The organism is Nitrospirota bacterium, from assembly GCA_016235245.1.
Taxonomy (GTDB): domain Bacteria; phylum Nitrospirota; class Thermodesulfovibrionia; order Thermodesulfovibrionales; family UBA6898; genus UBA6898.
Map to the genome: position 1 here is coordinate 1 of JACRLO010000014.1, position 20,363 is coordinate 20,363.

Below are 20,363 nucleotides of genomic sequence, written 5' to 3' on the forward strand. Positions count from 1 at the left end.
CCTGTATTTACAAGACGAAGCCGACAAGCCATTATTAACAGTGGCGAATTAGACTGGAGTGCCATTAACCCCGATATATTTGGCTCTATGTTTCAGGCTGTGATTTCCCCTGAGCAACGTGGTGGCTTGGGTATGCACTATACCAGCGTACCTAACATCATGAAAGTGATTGAGCCACTTTTTATGAATGAATTGTACGAAGAATTTGAAGCAGCGAAGGGCAATAGCAAAAAACTCTATGCACTGCTTCAACGAATCCAGAACATCAAAATATTTGACCCTGCCTGTGGTAGCGGTAACTTTTTGATTATTTCCTACAAACAACTTCGCAGATTGGAAATGAAAATCTTTAAGACGATGAACAGCTTTGCCTTTTCTAATATCAGTTTGAGTAATTTTTATGGCATTGAATTAGACGACTTTGCACACGAAATAGCCATTCTGTCTCTATGGCTGGCAGAGCATCAGATGAACCAAGAGTTCCTTAAGGAATTTGGACGAACCAAACCAGCCTTACCTTTAAAAGAAACAGGCAATATTGCACATGGTAATGCTTGCCGCATAGACTGGGAAAACGTTTGTCCAAAAAAGGACGGAGATGAGATTTATATTTTAGGAAATCCGCCTTACTTGGGTTTCAACGAGCGAAGCAAAGAACAGAAGGCTGATATGGATTTTGCTTTGAACAATATCGGAAATATTCAACGCTTAGATTACATAGGGTGCTGGTTTGTAAAAGCGACTGATTACATCCAAGATATTAATTCTCGTTATGCTTTTGTTTCTACAAATTCAATTTGTCAAGGAGAACAAGTAAGTCTGCTATGGCCTCATATTTTCTCTAAAAAACAGGAAATTTGCTTTGCCTTTCAGCCATTCAAATGGACTAACAATGCAAAAGGTAACGCAGGAGTTACTTGCGTTATACTTGGTATTCAGAATGAAAATTTAAGTAATAAATTAATTTTCTCAGAAGGCAGGAGTAAAATTGTAAAAAGTATAAGCCCATACTTAATAGAAGGCAACCCCGTAATAATGACACAAAGAAAGTCGCCATTATCTAATTTTCCTGAAATGATTTTGGGAAGTAGTGGGATAGATGGTGGTAATTTGATATTAAGTTCAGATGAAAAGGCAGCATTCATTAAATCAAATCCTAATTCGGGGAAATTTATAAAATCATTTATTGGTGGTGGTGATTTTGTAGATGGAACAGAAAGATTTTGCATTTGGGTTGATGACAACGAAATAAAAGAGGCGTTAAAGATAGAATCAATCAAAGATAGAGTTGATAAATGTAGAGAATATAGATTAGGAGCAGGTAGGGATGCAAAAAAGGCTGCAAACGTACCGCATAGATTCTTCTACCGAAAACATAAAGATAAAGACGCAATTATTTTACCAATGACAAGTTCTGAAAAAAGAACATATTTACCCGTTGGCTTCTTAACAAATAGAGCAATAGTAAGCAATGGCGTTTTTGTGGTTTACGATGCTGAACCTTATATGATGGGTTTAATAGCATCAAAAATGCATATGTGTTGGACACAGGCCGTTTCTGGAAAACTTGAATCACGTATTAGATATTCAGTGAATCTTGCTTACAATTCATTTCCTTTTCCTGAGATTTCAGAGGAACAAAAACAACATATTACCTATGCAGTGCTTAGAGTTCTTGAAGCACGAGAACGCCACTCGGAAAAAACACTTGCTCAACTTTACGACCCTGATAAAATGCCACAGGGTTTAATGGAAGCACACCATCAATTAGACCTTGCTGTAGAACGCTGCTACCGAAGCAAACCCTTTGAAAGTGATGAGGAACGTCTTGAGTATCTGTTTAAACTCTATGAGCAAATGATAGCAGAGCGAAATGGAGATTTGATTTTTGACCAAACTAAGGCAAAAAGGAAAAGGAAATAATTATGCCTGATATTGTGCATGTGACCTACGCTCAAACAGGGCAAAGCTCAAAAATAAATAGCTTGGGTATGCGTGAAATGCAGGAAAAAGCATATCAGGCAAGAGATGCTCAATACCTTTTATTGAAAGCCCCACCTGCTTCTGGTAAGTCAAGAGCCTTGATGTTTATTGCTTTGGACAAATTAGTTCACCAAGGATTGAAGAAAGTTATTGTAGCCGTTCCCGAAAAAACAATTGGCGGTTCATTTGGCAAAACCAAATTGAAAGACTTTGGCTTTTTCTCAAATTGGGAGCCAACTGATGAATATAACCTATGTACTCCTGGAATGGATGGAAGTAAAAGCAAAGTTCAGGCTTTCAAGAACTTTTTAGATAATGATGAAAAGATATTGATTTGCACTCATGCTACTCTCCGCTTTGCATTTGAAGAAGTGGAAGAATCACAATTTAATAACACCCTTTTGGCTATAGATGAATTTCACCACGTTTCAGCCGATGCCGACAGCCGTTTAGGTGAATTGTTACGAAGTATAATGGCTAAGTCAAATGCTCATATCGTAGCTATGACAGGTTCATATTTTCGTGGAGACACCTTCCCCGTCCTATTGCCTGAAGATGAAGCCAAATTCACCAAAGTAACTTACAATTACTATGAGCAGCTTAACGGATACACCTATTTAAAATCATTAGGCATTGGCTACCATTTTTATCAAGGAAGATACGCTTCTGCCATTCTTGAAATATTGGATACAGATAAAAAGACGATACTGCACATACCAAACGTAAATTCAGGAGAATCAACCAAAGACAAGCACAATGAAGTTGATACTATCATAGATGCAATTGGAGATGTTACAAAGGTTGACCCCGAAACAGGAATCATATTTGTAAAAAGACATTCAGACGGTAAGCTTTTGAAAGTTGCCGATTTGGTAAATGATAATCCGAGAGACCGAGAGAAAGTGATTACTTATCTGCGAGAAATCAAAGTACTTGATGATATGGATTTGATAATTGCCTTAGGTATGGCAAAAGAAGGTTTTGACTGGCCTTTCTGCGAACATGCATTGACCGTAGGTTATAGAGGTTCGTTAACGGAAATCATTCAAATTATTGGGCGTTGCACTAGAGACAGCAGCAATAAAAGCCATGCTCAGTTTACTAACTTAATAGCTCAACCAGATGCAGCAGATGATTTGGTTAGGCTATCGGTAAACAACATGTTGAAAGCTATTACTGCATCGCTGCTAATGGAACAGGTACTGGCACCCAATTTTAAGTTTAAAACTAAACTTTCTGATGATGACAAAGCCGAAGCAGGGGAAATAAAAATCAGAGGGTTTAAAACACCAAGTTCAAAGCGAGTAAAGGACATTATTGAATCTGACCTGAATGATTTAAAGGCTACCATTCTGCAAGACGACACTATGCTGAAAGCGATGCCAGGCAATATTGACTCTGAAGTAATAAATAAGGTCTTAATCCCCAAAATCATTCAAATCAAATATCCTGATTTATCAGAGCAAGAAGTAGAAGAAGTACGCCAGTATGTAGTGGTTGATTCTGTAATTAAAAGCGGAGAAATTAAAGAAGTTGGCGATAAAAGATTTATAAGAATGGCTGGTCAGTTTGTAAACATTGATGATTTGCACATTGATTTGATAGACCGAATTAATCCATTCCAAAAGGCATTTGAGATTTTATCGAAAGATGTAACTGCAAAAGTGTTGAAAGTGATACAAGATGTCATTCAATTAACACGAATTCAAGTTAGTGAAGAAGAGGCTGTATTAATGTGGACAAAAATAAAAGATTTTTATTCTACATTCAAACGTGAGCCTAATCTTAATTCAACAGACCCTCTTGAAAAGAGAATGGCAGAAGTGTTGATTTATATAAAAGAACAAAAAAGAAAACAGAACAATGTCGGATAAGAAGTCATTACAAGATATATTTAATGATGACCCTTTTGGTTTGCTAAATATAAAGCCTTCAACCTCGCCTTCAAGAAATGAAGATGAACGACTCATTGCTTCATTCGAAGAGATAAATGACTTCTTCGAGAAGAACAGCCGAGAACCCGAACAAGGCGGGGGCATACAAGAACATCAATTGTATTCAAGACTAAAATCACTTAGAGAGAACCCGACAAAAATGGAACTGCTCAAAAGCTATGACAAGTTTGGTTTGTTAAACTATGAGCAAAAGCAAATCAATTCGTTAGACGACATTTTGAATGATGATACAATGGGTTTGCTTGACGATGATTCGGAAGGCCTTTTTGACTTTAAACATGTTAGAGAGCAAGACGAAAGAGCTATTGCTGATTTTATTGCAAGACGCAAACCCTGTAGAGACTTTGCCAAATATGAAGAACAGTTTAAGGAAGTTCAAAAAGACCTGTCAAACGGTAAACGCAAGCTGCTTACTTTCACAGAGGATAATTTGAAAGCTGGTATTTTTTACGTTCACAATGGGGTCTTGCTTTTGTTAGAGAACGTAGACTTTGAAGAGGAAGTTCGGCCATTCAAAAGTGGTAGCCGTATAAGAAAAGATGGAAGAACGAGAGTTATTTTTGAAAATGGAACGGAATCCAATATGCTTTATCGTTCTTTATACAAAGCACTGTTAGCAAATGGTAAAGCAGTTTCAGAAAATATAGACAAGGTTAATGAAGGCTTCATTGAGAAATTCAGCAACATAACAGACGAAGATGAAGAAGCAGGGTTTATTTATATTCTCAAATCAAAGAGTGACAAGCAAGAAATAAGGGAAATACAACACCTGTACAAAATTGGTTTCTCCAAAATAGCAGTTGATGAGAGAATAAAGAATGCCAGTCAGGAACCGACTTATCTAATGGCTGACGTTAGAATTGTCATGGCTTATAAGTGTTACAACATGAACCCACAGAAGTTAGAACTATTGCTTCATAATTTTTTCGGCAACTCATGCCTAAACATTGACGTGTTTGACAAAGACGGAAACCGACACACACCAAGAGAATGGTTTATTGCTCCTTTAAGTGTCATAGAGGAGGCAGTAAAGCTTATTGTATCGGGCGATATTGTTAGATTTAGGTATGATAATACCAATGAGACGATTATAAAAAGGTGAGAATTCAGCCCTGCCGAACCTAAACAATTTTCTATTCATTAAGTATCATTCTATGACTTTGCTGAACCATAATTTATGCTCTCGACTAATAGCCTTTTCTGTGCTAAATATTATTTCTCTTAATTCAGCTTCTGAAGTTGAATTTAAAATTAGTTTCTTGAAATCGTTCAGTTCATCCGCTGTCACGCTATAAGTTGTTTTCAGTTCTTCGAATCTCTTGGTTTGTGTCCAAGAAAAAATACTTGCTGCAATTGTTGTAAAAAACCCCAGATACGAAAGATTAGGAATATATTTCATAAGCACCAAAATCGTTAGCAGCATTCCAGTTACCATACAAATTAGACCCGCCAAAAAATAAACCTTGCTGTTAATAGCATTATAGTCTGCTTTCTTTGTGTACCAACGTATTTGGTCGGCAATACGCTGCTTGATATAAATATTTTTTTTATCATCAATGTTCTTATCAAATGAATTCATAATCCATTTAGGATTATCACTGTCATTGTTAGGTGTCTTTGTAATAGATAAGAATTTATTTATATCAATTTCTTTCTTCATTTCCTTTATTCTTGCATGGAAAATTAATAAGGCTTTCTCATAACTTGTATCGTAATTTTCATATTTAAAAATAAATAACCAGCAGTTGCTCATGATGCTCTCAGATAGGAATCTAGCCTTCTGCCATCCTGCCACGTAATTTTCTTTATATTGAATTACCATTAGAATTAGCACAATAACGATAAGAATTAGCTGTGCAAATAGTTGTATATTTTCATATTTTGTTATTGGAGGAATGACTGATATACAAGCGATTCCTAACAATAATCCAATTTGCCCTTTTAGGAGTCCCATATACTTCTTTTGGCATATCTTGGAAATATCATTAAAATACTCGTAAGAATCTGGGCCTATTATTTTTCTATCAAAGTCGTTCTTCGGCACGGGTTTAGTCATAACCAAGCTTTTTGTAGACCCCATCGTTATATTTATAATTGCCTTTTTCGTGCATTGTGTAATCTTCAAGGGCAAATTTAATAATATACGGGGAATAAGGAATGAGAATTTATATCATCATCCAATTGACAGTCAGCAAAATCGAAGTCAATGTTCTTATTTTCCTTCCATGCTTTCATGAGCCTATAATATTTAATATCAGTGCTACTGAAGCCGACAAAAGTTCTTGGCAAACCCATAATAGCCTCCATAAAATATTATTCAGAAGATTGTAATGTCATACTATACCGCCACATAAAAGCAATTATCAATTATCATTGTCTTGTGAAAAACAGGTTTGCTCACGAACACACGTGGTAAAGGTTTAGACAAAAGTAACAAGCGGAGCAGGATTTTGATAGGTATTCTTGACGGTTGCATTATGAGCGAGTGGTCTCTTAAGGGTCTCTCTACAGATAGCCCTCAGACCGTTTTCACAGGGTGCATTGGCATATCTGTATGACCTGTGTGTCCAGAAACCTATGGCACCCCCTGATAGACGCATTTTAGGGCTATTACGGCAGGTGGTCTGACCCATCAGGCAGGGATTATGACCCCTTCATATATCTCGGTGGTCATCTTATGAACTGATGCTCTTCGTGCCGTTACATTTTGGATAAGCAGAACACCCCCAAAACTGTGAACCAGCCATATTACCCTTCTTAGCTGTTCTCCTGACCATATTCGAACCGCATTTGGGACAAACAGGGCTATCTGAGGGTGCTGCTTGCTTTGTTGCCCCAGCTCTCTGAGGTGCTGTCTTCGGGGGAGTCAGATTCACATAATCCATCAGCTTTGCCCCGTCAATCAATTCAATAGGTTTATCCTCTGCAAATTGCTTGGCATCAAGGGTAAAGATACCTGTGGTAATAAAATAGCCAGCCTCATAGTTTAGGTTTGCGTTCATCGCTCCATAAAAATCACGAACCATAGAAAGGCTGACTTTGCTGACCCTATAGTTTTTGCATTGAACTAAGGATGTCTTTCCGTCCTTCCTTACTGTCAGGTCAATGCCCCCATCTTTCAATCCCCCTGTTACTTCAACCGAGAAGCCCATTTTATCAAACATTGACCCTACATATTCTTCGAATTCTTTCCATGACAGGTTCTTTAAATCATCAAGGGTTCTTCTTGTTCCAAAGAAAACTGTTTGATTCTTCTTTTTAGTCGAAATCACAGCATAGCCAATACCAGTGACAATCAGGACAATAGCGGAAAAAATATAGCTGACTTTACCGAACATGTGCATAGCAGGTAGGAACATCATCTCGCTTGATTTTGCACCAACAGGGGCTTGCTTGTTTGTCAGGTATAATCCTAACCCAACAAGAAAGAGACTTATAACAATACCAAAAATAGGATTCTTGAATGCTGCTTCTAAGATGTCTTCAACAAGGCTCTTTTTTCTCAAATCAGTTACCTTCCCCTCACAGAAATCTCACGGGAAATTATAGCGTTATGTGATAGATAAGATAAAGACAGCAGGAACAACAAAAATTAATATTTCTGTAATACTCCTGTAACCTTCTCCTTTTAAAATGTTCATAGTCATAAATCTAATAGAAAGGAGGTAGACAAAATGAACCAAATAGCAAAAGACGCTACTGAAGAAGTATGCCCGTACTGTGATGATACTGCTGATGAATGCAAGGCATCCGTGACATCCCTGAAAATAGGAGCATCGTTAAGGTTGAAGCAGTGCAAGAGCGAAGCCTATGACAATTGTTCTCTGTTTTTGGCTAAGTGCTTAAGAAGCGGTTGGCAATTCCGCTACGCTTCTTAAGCGTTCCCGCCTCTTAGTCTAATCCCGCTTTAAAACCCTCCCCTTGCCCTTCCTTGCGTTTGAACGGCTATATTGTCCTCACCCTTGGTCTTGGTACTTCCACTCCTGTTAGAAGCTCCTGAAGCATCTCTATCGGGTGGAGGTGTCTGCTGCCTCTCATCAGGCTTCTGTTGATGTTCTTGTTCATCTCAAGAACTTTGACGTTCTCCAAGCCTTCTTTCATCTCAATCAGAATCTCAATTTCAAACATTAGCTGAGTCATAGCCCCTAATACCGTCTTGCTTGCCGTTTTAGCAAACCCCATGTCCGTGTACTCAGACATGACCTTAGTTATGACCTCAAGAGAGAACCCCTCTGCCTGAAGGTTCATATTGAGGTTGAACAGGAATTCATCAAAAATATTTTGTAGGTTTTCTTTTTTGACCTTTGTGATGAGGAAGGAATACAGGGTTTTCTCATTGGTGAACAGGATACACTTCCTACGGTCTATCCTCAGTAGGTTGGCGTACCAATTACCGAGACCTTCAGGGGTAGGGCTATCGGGATTTTGGAGGGGAGGGTTTCCGAGTTCCTTCAGGAGTTTGGCTGTGCAGTGGATTAAGGTCACTTGTTACGAAGTCTCTCTTCTTACCAGTTTATTCAGAACGTCTTCCACATCTTGAATAATTATGTTTCTAAAGTCGCTTGAGGGAGTGGTATTGGCTATGTTCAAAGTGCGACCATTATTGTAAAGTTCCCAAATGCTTATACTGGTCTTATTAAGAAATTCAATCATAGATTCGATTTCAGAGATTGATGTTCTGGCAAATAAATTATCCTCATTACCGACTACTCTCAAGCTCTTATGTCCAAAGATAGCACTTCTAATCTGAATATAGTTCCGCCTGTATATGTCTCGTTGACCATTTATTTCTTGCTCAAGCTCATCAAATTCGTTGGCTCTAACAATCTGTTCAGGGATGTCTCGCATGTATTCGACTACTTGGTCAGGGGTTAAGTCCTTGCTTTTTCTAACCGCCAACTGCTCTTTCGAAAATATCGCTAAATTGTTCTTGCAGTAAGCCACCAACTGATAAATAGAAAATGAATCATCACGTGAGTCAAATATTCTTCCTAATGTCATGAAGAAATTAACCTGAAAAGAGTTCAACACTCTCTGCCAAAAGAATCCGTTCCCATTGACTGCTCGGTGAATATTGCCATTTTCAGAAAGAATTTTATAAACAGTTCTTGGAGCAAAGTAACTATCTTCTAAACATAGCACTTCATCCATGAATATATGCAATTTGCCTTCAAACTCAGCACAAATCTCTTTAATGTCAATTTTTGGCATAAGGACCTCAGTTAAGTAATTGCTTCATTGACTGTAACATTTAAGTGAAATATTGCATAAGATTTTTTGTTAAGTCCATGCAACTGCCATGCAACTGAATTTAGGGGGTTTTGGAAGGGGAAATCCTTTAAAATCAATGGGAGGAATGGTCGGGGCGAGAGGATTCGAACCTCCGACCCCCTGCTCCCAAGGCAGGTGCGCTAGCCAGGCTGCGCTACGCCCCGAACTATTTAAAATACAGGAGACAAAAAGGAAATGTCAATAAAAGGCTAAAAGATTTCGGAATGGGAAATGTCAATAAAAGGCTAAAAGATTTCGGAATGCAGTCAAAAGAGATCAATATTTCAGTATTTCAAGGTAGTCAGCGTAGTCTTTCTGGTCATAGCCCGTTGCGCCGAGCTTGCGTATTAAAAAATCATCGGCAGCCATTTTGATGTTCCCTCTGTACTGATTACTTAGGGTTATGGCGTGAGAAAGTGCGGCTGAAGCATCGCCATATTTGCCTGCTGCATTGTAACAAAGCGCAAGACCTAAATAGGGAAGATCAAAATTCGGAGCCCGCTTGATCGCCTCCTTATACGCTGCCGCAGCTTCATCGTGTCTGCCCAGTCGATAATAGGCTTTCCCCATGTTGACAAATGCCTTTTCAGGGGAGGGATAAAAAAGGTTTGATACGGCTTTTTTATAATAAGGGATTGCGGCATCAAACTTGCCGATTTTTGCATGTGCATAGCCCAGGTTGTTATAGGCATCTGAATAGTCAGGGTCAATCCTTACCGCCCTTTCGAAAAACTCGATTGCCTTTATTGTTTCATCAAAATCAAGCAGATAGATTATGCCTATCCCATAGACGGCTTCCTTGTTTTGCGGGTTCATTTCGTAAGCATGCTGGAACTCCACAAACGCCTGCTGGACCTTGCCTTCACTATAATAGCCGACTCCTATTTTATAGCGCGCGGCTGAATTTTGCGTAGCGCTATCCGTAACGAATGAAGCGCAGGAAATCGTGAAGATGAGAAAAAAGAGAAAAAACATACGCATGGGCAGTTTCATTGCCTCGGTATTCAGGACAATCATCATAAGTAAGTTACCCTAACAGATGCCGGAGGGCAAGTAAAGAAGAAACTGCCTTTCGGACATGCTGCCGAATTCCTAATGATCTTTATTTTTAAGAGCATAATACGTAATAAGTTCGGCTGCATCCCAGGGCAGGCAGCTGAGTCTGCTGAAGCCCAGGGTTTCAGCGCAGCCGTATATGGTTTCTATGTCCCCTCCCTCTATCTCAAGGAATTCAGGAATGAAGGCATGCTCGCCGCAATAATGGTCAAGCTCGCAGCGTGTGCCCCCATATTCGTAGCTTGTCCTGTGCTTCTGCATCTCAAGCCACGGCGTATACCCGAGGCCTTCGAGGAGCGTTTTCATCTCCTCAAATCCGGAGACCTCAACCTCGATCTCGGCGCGCTCTTTTGCCAACCTGTTTTCCCTATGAACCTTGAGTGCAAGGATTGTTCTTTTGCCTTCTTTTCTCAGTCTGAGCGCTTTCCCGGCCTTTTTCAGTCTGTCATCCTGCAGATCATAGTAAATGGCATGCATTTCATCGTCAAAAGTCATTTTTGCCCCAAGGGCAATAAGCTTCTGTTCAACCGACTCTCTGTTAATCTCGAGGATTTTGACCTCTATCTCTGTCATCGTGGAGTTCATGTTATTATCGTGGTTCATTCGCTATAATTATATACCGTTGGATAATCAAAATGCAGATAGAGGCCGGAGATATTTTTATGACGATGTTGCTCTGTTTTCTGTTTTCACCGCTGTTTTGAACGAGGCAGGTATATGGACGAACTTTCAAAAGAATATGTGATTTCATTCTTTGACAAGAATCTGCAGCTCCATGGAGACAGACCTGAGGCTGTCCGGTGGAGTGATCAGGGGCAGCGTTTGCATTATGAATGTCTGCTCGATATTGGCAGACTTGACCAGGCGAAGATCCTGGATTTTGGCTGCGGGAAGGGCGATCTTTGTCAGTTTCTTGCTGACCGAGGCATAGAGGTCGATTACACCGGGTATGATATTAATGAAAAACTCATTTCCCTTGCAAAAACGAAGCACCCCTCTGCCCGCTTTAGGGTGTTTGATCTTGCCTGTGATACCCTTGCCGAAGATTTTGACTATATTTTTCTCTGTGGCGTATTCAATCTCAGAATGGCCGGGCTTGATGAGGATATACGGAACACTTTGACCAGGCTTTTTCAGCATTGCCGCAGAGGGTTGGCTTTTAATGCGCTCTCAGACCTGAATCCGAAAAAAGACTTTGAACTCTACTACACTTCGCCCCAGGATATCTTCGGCTTTGCTGTCAGGAATCTCTCTCCATTTGTTGCACTCAGGCATGACCGGATTTTGTACGATTTTACGATGTTTATATACAAAACGCCCTTTCAGTGAAAAGAAGAAGAATGTACATAAAAAGAGCCATTCCAGGATATAGCTTGGTAAAACCGCGACGCTTAAAATGCTCTGCCGTCACAGAATGCCCACAATCCTTTTATGGCTCCCTAACGCTCTTTTAAGCTCCGAACCAGAGGTCGATTTATGTCCTGCGGGGGAGCCGTCCTTGACGTTAACATCGGAATCTTCTCCCGTGTTTAACTCACCAACCGCTCAACCTCCGGCTCAGAGTTTCCTATGTCTTCTTCCTGATTTCATCTTAGCGCTCTTTTGACTGTCCGTCAATATCTATTTTTGTTTATCAGGCGTCTTCGTACTACTCGATAACAATAGCGCGGAAGGGGCAGGAGTAAATGATATTGCCATGTTCAGCATAAATAAACTTTTCAAAATTAATGAACCATGCTCTGTCATCTCTCATCTCGAAAAACAGGGGATATAATTCAGCACAGGCGGAGCAGCCCGTGCATTTGCTGTAATCAATATAGGGGATCAATCTTCCTCCCGTTTTCTTTCAGACTCATGTGATGTGACGCAGCATGGGCGCAGGATAATCAGCCGCAGAATGCAGGAATGATCACGACTGTTTAAGGTTGTACTTCTTTATCTTGTAACCGATCTGTCGCGGGGTGATGCCGAGGATGCGGGCGGCCTTTGCCTGATTCCAGCCGGTCCGCGAGAGCACCTCAATGAGTTTTGTTTTTTCAATATTCTCAATGGCAGAGGGCAGCGCATCCTTCATCTGCGCGGCAAACTTTACCTTAAAGGAGTGGTCCCGGATATTGACCGGCAGGTCGGCCCTGGTCGCTGCTTTGCCTCCACTCATGACGACGAGGCGTTCTACCGTATTTTCAAGCTCCCGCACATTGCCGGGCCAGTCATAGTTCATGATGATGTTCAGCACCTCTGGCGTGATCTGCACAGCCCTGTTATTTTCCTGGTTGTATTTATCGAGGAAGTATTCCTGGAGCAGAGGTATGTCCTCTCTGCGCTGGCGAAGCGCAGGCAGATAAATAGGCACAACGTTCAACCGGTAGTACAGGTCTTCCCTGAAAGCGCCTTCTCTTACCAGGTCTTCGAGGTTTCTGCTTGTTGCCGCGACAAGACGGACATCGACCTTAATCGTCTTTTCTCCCCCCACGCGCTCGAACTCCTTTTCCTGGAGCACCCGAAGGATTTTGGGCTGGAGCGCAAGGGGCAGGTCTCCGATCTCGTCAAGGAAGATCGTTCCGCTGTCCGCAAGCTCGAACCGTCCCTTGCGCAATGCAGCCGCGCCGGTGAACGAACCTTTTTCATGGCCGAACAGCTCCGATTCAAGCAGCCCCTCGGGGATGGACGCACAGTTGAATTTGATGAACGGGCCCTTGGCGCGGGGGCTCATGAAATGGATGGCCTTGGCAACGAGTTCCTTGCCGGTGCCGCTTTCCCCGCGCAGAAGAACGTTTGCCTTAGACGGTGACACCCGGTGTATCGCTTCAAATACCTCCTGCATGCTGTCAGACTGCCCTATGATGTTTTCTACCTTATATCTGGACTTGAGCTGCTGCTTAAGCAGTTCCTTCTCTTCCTGCATGGCCTCGCGCTCTTTCTCCACTTCCAGATGGAGCTTGACGGACTGGGCCATGAGCGATGCAATGATCTTCAGAAGCCTCAGGTCTTCTTCAAAGGAGACGCCCTTTGCGCCGAAGAGCCTGTCAACACTCAGCACGCCGAGGACTTCGTTTTTGAACTTGATCGGAACACAGAGGAACGCAACATTCTCCTTCCTGATCATCTGGCGGGCGCCGGTCTTGTTCAAAAAGAGCGGCTCGTCTCCGATATTCGGGATAACGATCGGCGAGCCGAGCTTGGCAACACGGCCAATGATCCCTTCTCCAAGCTTGTATCTGCCTCGTTTGATCTCTTCCTCTGACATGCCGTGAGCGGCAAGAATCGAGACCTCGTTATTATTTCTGAGAGCGACGGTGCCGCGCTTCATATCGAGGTATTCCGACAGCACGCGCATTACGCCCCTGAAGTTCTGCTTCAGGTTGAGCGATGAACCGAGGAGTTTGCTGATCTCGTAGAGCGCTGTCAGTTCAAGGGTCTTATCGTTTTTCATGATGGTCATGGTATTGGGAAACGCTCTAAAATAATACACTATATCGATGAACTGCTGCACACTCTGCACAAAAGGCGGTAGAATGTCAGCATGAACCCGAAGTCCCTGTTCGGCAGGCACAGTCCAAAGCTCGGTGCGCTGGAGATCCTCAAATATATCGGCCCCGGATTTCTGGTGACCGTAGGTTTTATCGATCCCGGCAACTGGGCCTCTAATGTCGCTGCCGGCTCGCAATACGGCTATTCGCTGCTCTGGATGGTTACACTCTCGACCTTCATGCTCATTGTGCTCCAACATAACGCAGCGCATCTGGGGATAGCCACCGGTCTCTGCCTTTCCGAGTCGGCGACATTGCATTTCCCGAAACCCGCAAGCAGGATATTCCTCGGAAGCGCCATGCTGGCCTCTGTCTCGACCGCCCTTGCCGAGATCCTGGGCGCTGCCATCGGCCTGAACATGCTTTTTGGGCTGCCGCTTACGATCGGCGCAACGATTACCGCGGTCCTGGCCTGCATCATGCTGATCACAAACAGTTACAAAAGGCTTGAGGTATGGATCATCGGTTTTGTCTCTCTTATCGGCCTTGCCTTTATCTTTGAACTGAGTCTGGTTCCTGTGCAGTGGGGCGAGGCAGCAAAGGGCTGGGTTGTGCCTGCACTGCCTGCCGGCTCGCTGCCGATTATGATGAGCGTGCTGGGGGCTGTTGTGATGCCTCATAACATTTTTCTCCATTCAGAGATCATACAGAGCAGACAATGGAATATTGAGGGCGAAGAAGTGATAAAAAAGCAGCTCAAGTATGAGTTCATTGATACCCTGGCTGCCATGCTTGTGGGCTGGGCAATCAACAGCGCCATAATACTGGTGGCTGCTGCGGTCTTTCATGCAAACGACACTGTAGTTACGGACCTGCCCCAGGCCCAGGCAACGCTGAAACCGCTCCTGGGCAATGCCAGCGGAGTGGTATTTGCGCTTGCTCTTTTGCTGGCAGGTTTCTCGTCTTCAATCACTGCTGCCATGGCAGGCGGCAGCATCTTTGCCGGCATGTTCCGGGAACCCTTTGATATGGCAGACTCCCATTCCCGCATCGGCATCATCATCACCTTTGCCGGTGCCCTTCTGATTGTTTTTTTTCTGAAAGACCCTTTTCAGGGCATTATCTGGAGCCAGATCGCCCTGAGTCTGCAATTGCCCTGGACCATCTTCTCTCTTATTGCTCTGACCTCTTCCAGAAGCGTGATGGGCAAGTTTTCAAACTCCAGCCGGGACAAGATCGTGCTCTGGGTCTCGGCAGTGATCGTTTCTGTCCTGAATATCATGCTGCTGATCAAGGTGCTTTGAGCCGGGTTCCCAAGCATTGCCCGGTGCCTGTTTTTTATACAGATATGCCTGAATATCAGGCAATTATGGCATGGCAATGGACGATAACCGATTGTTTTTAAAGAAAAGAGACTATGGCAGCTATATTGCACTACTTAGAAATCAGGAATACTCTTATGTCCATATTGATATTAAAGAACATTTCGACCGAAGGCCCGGGCACTATCGAGGATTTTCTCGTGCATAACAATATGCACCATACGACTATAGACCTTGCGCGTCACGCAATCGATTCTGCCGCAGGCTATGATACCCTGCTTATGCTGGGCGGGCCGATGAGCGTCAACGATGAGGCTGAGTATCCTTATCTGACTCAGGAGATGAAGCTTGCCGAGCAGTTCATGAAAGACGGCAAAAAAGTTTTTGGTGTCTGCCTCGGCGCGCAGCTCATGGCAAAGGCGCTCGGTGCAAGAGTATACCCTGGAAGGGAAAAAGAGATCGGCTGGTATGATATTGAGCTGAAAGATGCCGGTACACAGGACCCGCTTATGGCTTATCTTGCGCCTGACAGCAGCAGTTGCAAAGTCTTCCACTGGCATGGAGAGACCTTTGACATACCACAGGGGGCAGAGCGGCTCGCAGCATCTGACCTGTATCCGAACCAGGCGTTCAGGTATGGCAATAATGCCTACGCGTTTCAGTTCCATATCGAAGTGTCCAGACAGATGATCTCCGATTGGTTGAAAAATGAGCCTGTTGATCTGAAGAAGCTCGATCAGGAGACCGAAGCATATTACGCAGACTATGCTGCAAGGGCAGAGAATTTCTATAAGGCATTCTTTTAAAATACCGGGGCTGGGCTTTAGAGTTTGGGTTTTAGTATTGATACTGATCCCTGAGCCCTAATCCCTAACACCTGAACACAGGAGGTGAGACATGAAGAAGATAGAGGCAATCATCAAGCCATTCAAGCTTGACGAGGTGAAGGACGCGCTGAACGAGATTGGCATTCAGGGCATGACCGTAACCGAGGTTAAGGGGTTCGGCAGACAGAAGGGCCACACAGAACTGTATCGCGGGGCTGAGTATATCGTTGATTTTATCCCCAAGATCAAACTAGAGATCGTCACTTCGGACAGTCTTTCTGCCAAGGTTGTACAGACCATAGAGAAGGTTGCCAAGACCGGCAAGATCGGCGATGGCAAGATCTTTGTCTATGCAGTAGAAGAGGTCATAAGGATCAGGACAGGAGAGCAGGGAGAAACGGCAGTATAACGGCAGTAATGCGTGATCAGTGTGATGCGTGATAAGATATTTTCTCGTTACGCGTGAGCAAGACTATAGTGATGCGTGATAAGTTTTTAACTCATTACTCATTACCCATAACTCATTACTTATATAGGAGGAGCAATGACAGCAAAAGACGTAATCAAGTTAGCGCAGGAAAACAAGGCAGTAATGGCGAACTTCAAGTTCCTTGACTATCCCGGAATTTGGCAGCACTTCGCAGTGCCCATTGCAGAGCTGAAGGAAGAAGTATTCGAAGAAGGCCTCGGCTTTGACGGTTCATCCATCAGGGGCTGGCAGGCGATCAACACCTCGGACATGCTTATCGTGCCTGATGCAGAGACCGCGTTCATGGACCCGTTCATGGAATACCCGACTATCAGCCTTATCTGCAACATCGTTGACCCGATTACCAAGGAGCAGTACACCAGAGACCCCCGTTTCATAGCCCAGAAGGCAGAGGCATATCTCAAGTCCACCGGCCTTGGCGACACCGCGTACTTTGGCCCTGAGGCAGAGTTCTTTATCTTCGACGGCATCCAGTTCGATCAGAACGCACATAGCGGGTACTACTTCATCGACTCGATGGAAGGATCTATGTTGAGCGCGAGCACCATGAGGTTGCAACCGCAGGTCAGGCAGAGATCGACATGCGGTTTGACTCACTCGTAAAGATGGCTGACAAAAACATGCTCTTTAAATACATCGTCAAGAACGTAGCGCGCAGGCATAACAAGACCGCAACCTTTATGCCGAAGCCGCTCTTCGGCGACAACGGTTCCGGCATGCACGTGCACCAGTCGATCTGGAAGAAGGGCAAACCCCTCTTCGCAGGCAATGGATACGCAGGCCTCAGCGAGATGGCGCTTTATTACATCGGCGGCGTGCTGAAGCATGCACATGCCCTCGCAGCGCTGACCAACCCGACCACTAACTCATACAAGAGACTCACCCCCGGCTTTGAAGCTCCGGTCAACCTTGCCTACTCTGCAAGAAACCGTTCTGCATCGATCCGTATCCCGACCTATTCAGCAAACCCGAAGGCAAAGAGGGTCGAGGTAAGGTTCCCTGATCCTTCCTGCAACACGTATCTTGCCTTCTCTGCAATGCTGATGGCAGGTCTTGACGGTATCGAGAACAAGATCCACCCAGGGGAGCCTCTTGACAAGGACATCTATGATCTTGGACCGGAGGAGCTGGCATCAGTTCCGACCATGCCGGGCAGCCTTGATGAGGCACTCGATGCGCTTGAGGCAGACCATGAATTCCTTCTTAAGGGCAATGTCTTTACCCAGGATGCGATCGATACCTGGATTGCATACAAGAGGAAGAATGAAGTGGACGCATTGAGGCTCCGCCCTCATCCTTATGAGTTCTTCCTGTATTACGACATCTAAGCCATATTCAGGAGACGGTCAGTCGAAAGGGGAAGGCAGTTATCTGCCTTCCCCTTTGTTATGTACTCCCGGCGGAGTGTATTCCGCTCTGAAAGCCTCTATTGCGCATCGAGACCTGTGATATAATGTCGATATTTTTCAGAAGGAGATTCATATGAATATATGCCCCTGCGGATCAACCCTGGCGTATGATGCATGCTGCCAGGCAATAATTAAAGGTGAAAGACCGGCAGAAACTGCTGAACAGCTTATGCGTTCCCGGTACAGCGCTTACGTCATGAAGGAAATAGACTATCTCCGCACCTCTTTGCATCCTGACCACAGGGCCGACTTCAACGAAAAGACGACCCGTGCCTGGGCAGAGGGCGCTGAATGGCATAACCTTGAGATCATCGAAACCATCGGCGGCGGCCCTGACGACAGTGAAGGGAAGGTTGCCTTTGCCGTAACCTATACCGAGCAGGGGAGCAAAAAGGACTATCGCGAGCGGGCTCTGTTTAGCAAAAAAAACGGTATGTGGTATCTGGTCAGCGGCGAGCCGCTGCCTGCAAAGCAGGTTGTCCGTGAAGCGCCGAAGACCGGGCGGAATGATCCATGCCCCTGTGGCAGCGGCAAAAAATATAAGAAATGCTGCGGTCTCTAACAGGATATGAAACGGTCGAAAGCCATATCCCTAACGCTCATTGCCACGGTCTCTCTCTGCCTCCAGGGCTGCAGTCATAAGCAGGCAACCAACAGGGAGCTTTACGAGTCCAAACAGAAGTGTATTGAGGACTGGGGTTCTGAGCAGGAGTGTGAAGAGGACAAGAATACCCGGTATTACTACGGCCCCCATTACTATTATCGTGGCGGCAGACCCCTCTACTTCCCCCGCGGGGGTGACGATCCTGTCCCGGTTGCTGACAGCGCCAAATTCTCGAAGGTAGCCGAAGGTGCAAAGTCCGGCTCTTCACTGAGTCGGGTAACTTCAACACATGTCAGCCGGGGCGGCTTCGGCAGGCTCGGCTCTTTTCACGGTTCAGGTTCATAAGCCATGAAGCGCCTGACTGTCTCTCCCCGGAATAACTGGCAGCAGCGCATGGAGGAGATCGGCTTTACCTTTCATACCCCCGGCAGCACCTATTGGCAAGAGGACGCATACTACGAATTTTCGAATGATCAGGTTGATCATCTGGAGGCAGTTACAGAAGATCTCCACGCCATCTGTCTTGAGGCAGTCGATCATGTGGTCAAGAATAATCTTTTCCTGAAAATGGGTATCACCGAGGCAGGCGCAGCCCTTGTCAGAGATTCGTGGAGCAGAGCTGATCGCTCATTATATGGGCGGTTCGACCTGGTCTATGACAGCAAACAGGAGTTGAAGCTTCTTGAATATAATGCCGACACGCCGACCGCACTTTTTGAGACAGCAGTTGTCCAGTGGGTCTGGCTGCAGGAGCGGTTTCCTGAGATGGACCAGTTCAATTCGGTCCATGAAAAGCTGATGGACGCCTTTGGTGCTGTCGCCTCTTCCAGGGGCATATTGCAGCCCTTCTATTTTGCCTGTGCCAAAGACCACGAAGAGGATTTTGTTACCGTAGAATATTTGAGAGACGTTGCGTTTCAGACAGGGTTTGATGCCCGGCATATATTCATGGAAGATATCGGTTATAGCAGCGAGACGAACAGGTTCTATGACCTTGAAGAAAACGAGATACGCTGCCTTTTTAAGCTGTATCCCTGGGAGTGGCTTCTGGCCGAGGATTTCGGCCCTCATATTTCTGGTGCATCAGTTGCATTTTTCGAGCCTGCATGGAAAATGGTGCTCTCGAACAAGGGGACCCTTGCAGTCCTCTGGGAAATGTATCCGGATCATCCGAACCTGCTGCCCGCATTCTTTGAGCCTGAAAGGCTGAAGGATGGTTATGTGCGCAAGCCGCTCTTTTCCCGGGAGGGGGCCAATATCCTTATGCAGGACAGTCGTATGAGCTACCGGGAAGAGACTGACGGTACCTACGGGCAGGAAGGATATATTTATCAGAAGATAGCCAAACCGCCCTGTTTCGACGGCAACTATGCGATCATCGGGTCATGGGTAGTTAACGGCCTGCCTGCAGGCATTGGCATACGCGAGGACGATACGCCCATCACAAAGAACACCAGCCGGTTTGTGCCGCATCTGTTCCGGCCAAACGCACCAACAGTAGGCGCCCTGGAGGCGTAAAAAGGAGAAATAAAGGAATGATCACAGGAACCATTGGCACATCACTGGCAGGCATGACAGCCTTTCTCGCATACTTCGGCGCGTCTGTCCTGCTTGTTCTGCTCTTTCTCGTCGTGTATGGAAGGGTCACGCCCTACAGGGAGTTTGCCCTTATATCTGGCGGTAACCTTGCGGCGGCACTGAGCTATGGCGGAGCCTTGCTCGGGTTCGCCTTTCCCCTTTCGAGCGCCATCTCCCACAGCGTCAGTCTTTTCGACATGGTCATATGGGGCATTGTGGCCCTCGTTGTTCAGATCGTTACCTTTCTGGCGGTGAGGCTCTCGATGCCCGGGATCGTCTCTGACATTCCGGCCAACAAGGTGGCTGCAGGCTGTTTCCTCGGGATCGTCTCTGTCGCAACCGGCATCATCAACGCAGCCTGCATGACGTATTAGGAGGGTAACGCCGAGCAGTTGAGG

Annotated in this window: 19 protein-coding genes, 1 tRNA gene and 1 pseudogene; 12 read left to right on the top strand and 9 right to left on the bottom strand. The window is 44.8% G+C overall.

From position 1 onward, the window contains the following. From HZB31_07275 to HZB31_07285, 3 genes are all read left to right on the top strand, one after another. Positions 1-1,923 (top strand): class I SAM-dependent DNA methyltransferase (locus HZB31_07275; protein ID MBI5847733.1); only part of this gene is annotated, 1,923 nt, incomplete at its 5' end. Positions 1,924-1,925: 2 nt separating this feature from the next. Next, positions 1,926-3,857, top strand: coding sequence for a DEAD/DEAH box helicase family protein (locus HZB31_07280; GenBank protein MBI5847734.1), 1,932 nt, complete (start codon positions 1,926-1,928; stop codon positions 3,855-3,857). Beyond that, the gene (locus tag HZB31_07285) at positions 3,847-5,040 is read left to right on the top strand and encodes a GIY-YIG nuclease family protein (GenBank protein ID MBI5847735.1); all 1,194 of its coding nucleotides are present in this window, start codon (positions 3,847-3,849) and stop codon (positions 5,038-5,040) included. Before HZB31_07280 ends, HZB31_07285 begins: the two co-directional genes overlap by 11 nt. A gap of 45 nt (positions 5,041-5,085) precedes the next feature. Here the strand turns inward: HZB31_07285 and HZB31_07290 are convergent, their stop codons facing one another. The 7 genes from HZB31_07290 to cyaB all read right to left on the bottom strand — a co-directional run bounded on the left by HZB31_07290 (position 5,086) and on the right by cyaB (position 10,850). Further along, positions 5,086-5,994 (bottom strand): SLATT domain-containing protein, encoded by a 909-nt coding sequence (locus HZB31_07290; protein MBI5847736.1) that lies wholly within the window; start codon positions 5,992-5,994, stop codon positions 5,086-5,088. 619 nt (positions 5,995-6,613) lie between these two features. Continuing rightward, a complete protein-coding gene (locus tag HZB31_07295) occupies positions 6,614-7,444 on the bottom strand; it encodes a restriction endonuclease (protein ID MBI5847737.1) in 831 nt (276 codons plus the stop codon). Positions 7,445-7,883: 439 nt separating this feature from the next. Next, positions 7,884-8,423: a hypothetical protein gene (locus HZB31_07300; GenBank protein MBI5847738.1), complete on the bottom strand. Its 540-nt coding sequence runs from the start codon at positions 8,421-8,423 to the stop codon at positions 7,884-7,886. Positions 8,424-8,426: 3 nt separating this feature from the next. Then, a complete protein-coding gene (locus HZB31_07305; protein ID MBI5847739.1) occupies positions 8,427-9,149 on the bottom strand; it encodes a hypothetical protein in 723 nt (240 codons plus the stop codon). A 146-nt stretch (positions 9,150-9,295) separates the two neighbouring features. Then, positions 9,296-9,373, bottom strand: a tRNA-Pro gene (locus tag HZB31_07310). A 112-nt stretch (positions 9,374-9,485) separates the two neighbouring features. Further along, the gene (locus tag HZB31_07315; GenBank protein ID MBI5847740.1) at positions 9,486-10,229 is read right to left on the bottom strand and encodes a tetratricopeptide repeat protein; all 744 of its coding nucleotides are present in this window, start codon (positions 10,227-10,229) and stop codon (positions 9,486-9,488) included. Between the two features lie 72 nt (positions 10,230-10,301). Further along, positions 10,302-10,850: a class IV adenylate cyclase gene (cyaB, locus tag HZB31_07320; GenBank protein MBI5847741.1), complete on the bottom strand. Its 549-nt coding sequence runs from the start codon at positions 10,848-10,850 to the stop codon at positions 10,302-10,304. Between the two features lie 132 nt (positions 10,851-10,982). Between cyaB and HZB31_07325 the strand changes: the two genes are divergently transcribed. Continuing rightward, positions 10,983-11,594 (top strand): class I SAM-dependent methyltransferase, encoded by a 612-nt coding sequence (locus HZB31_07325; protein MBI5847742.1) that lies wholly within the window; start codon positions 10,983-10,985, stop codon positions 11,592-11,594. A 319-nt stretch (positions 11,595-11,913) separates the two neighbouring features. Here HZB31_07325 and HZB31_07330 read toward each other — a convergent pair whose 3' ends face one another. Together HZB31_07330 and nifA are read right to left on the bottom strand one after the other, a co-directional pair. Continuing rightward, a complete protein-coding gene (locus HZB31_07330) occupies positions 11,914-12,093 on the bottom strand; it encodes a ferredoxin (GenBank protein ID MBI5847743.1) in 180 nt (59 codons plus the stop codon). An 81-nt stretch (positions 12,094-12,174) separates the two neighbouring features. After that, positions 12,175-13,698, bottom strand: coding sequence for a nif-specific transcriptional activator NifA (gene nifA, locus HZB31_07335; GenBank protein MBI5847744.1), 1,524 nt, complete (start codon positions 13,696-13,698; stop codon positions 12,175-12,177). A 90-nt stretch (positions 13,699-13,788) separates the two neighbouring features. Here nifA and HZB31_07340 point away from each other — a divergent pair, with 90 nt between their 5' ends. The 8 genes and pseudogenes from HZB31_07340 to HZB31_07375 all read left to right on the top strand — a co-directional run bounded on the left by HZB31_07340 (position 13,789) and on the right by HZB31_07375 (position 20,339). Next, a complete protein-coding gene (locus HZB31_07340) occupies positions 13,789-15,039 on the top strand; it encodes an Nramp family divalent metal transporter (protein ID MBI5847745.1) in 1,251 nt (416 codons plus the stop codon). Between the two features lie 155 nt (positions 15,040-15,194). Further along, positions 15,195-15,863, top strand: coding sequence for a glutamine amidotransferase (locus HZB31_07345; GenBank protein MBI5847746.1), 669 nt, complete (start codon positions 15,195-15,197; stop codon positions 15,861-15,863). Positions 15,864-15,954: 91 nt separating this feature from the next. After that, on the top strand, positions 15,955-16,293 hold the full coding sequence (locus HZB31_07350; protein ID MBI5847747.1) for a P-II family nitrogen regulator: 339 nt from the start codon (positions 15,955-15,957) through the stop codon (positions 16,291-16,293). Between the two features lie 135 nt (positions 16,294-16,428). After that, positions 16,429-17,702, top strand: a pseudogene (glnA, locus tag HZB31_07355) (type I glutamate--ammonia ligase). A gap of 154 nt (positions 17,703-17,856) precedes the next feature. Further along, on the top strand, positions 17,857-18,345 hold the full coding sequence (locus tag HZB31_07360; GenBank protein ID MBI5847748.1) for a YchJ family protein: 489 nt from the start codon (positions 17,857-17,859) through the stop codon (positions 18,343-18,345). Positions 18,346-18,351: 6 nt separating this feature from the next. After that, positions 18,352-18,732, top strand: a complete 381-nt coding sequence (locus HZB31_07365; GenBank protein MBI5847749.1) for a hypothetical protein — start codon at positions 18,352-18,354, stop codon at positions 18,730-18,732. Positions 18,733-18,735: 3 nt separating this feature from the next. Further along, the gene (locus tag HZB31_07370; GenBank protein MBI5847750.1) at positions 18,736-19,905 is read left to right on the top strand and encodes a glutathionylspermidine synthase family protein; all 1,170 of its coding nucleotides are present in this window, start codon (positions 18,736-18,738) and stop codon (positions 19,903-19,905) included. Positions 19,906-19,922: 17 nt separating this feature from the next. After that, entirely contained in the window at positions 19,923-20,339 is a 417-nt protein-coding gene (locus tag HZB31_07375) for a DUF350 domain-containing protein (GenBank protein MBI5847751.1), read from the top strand. The last annotated feature ends 24 nt before the right edge of the window (positions 20,340-20,363 follow it).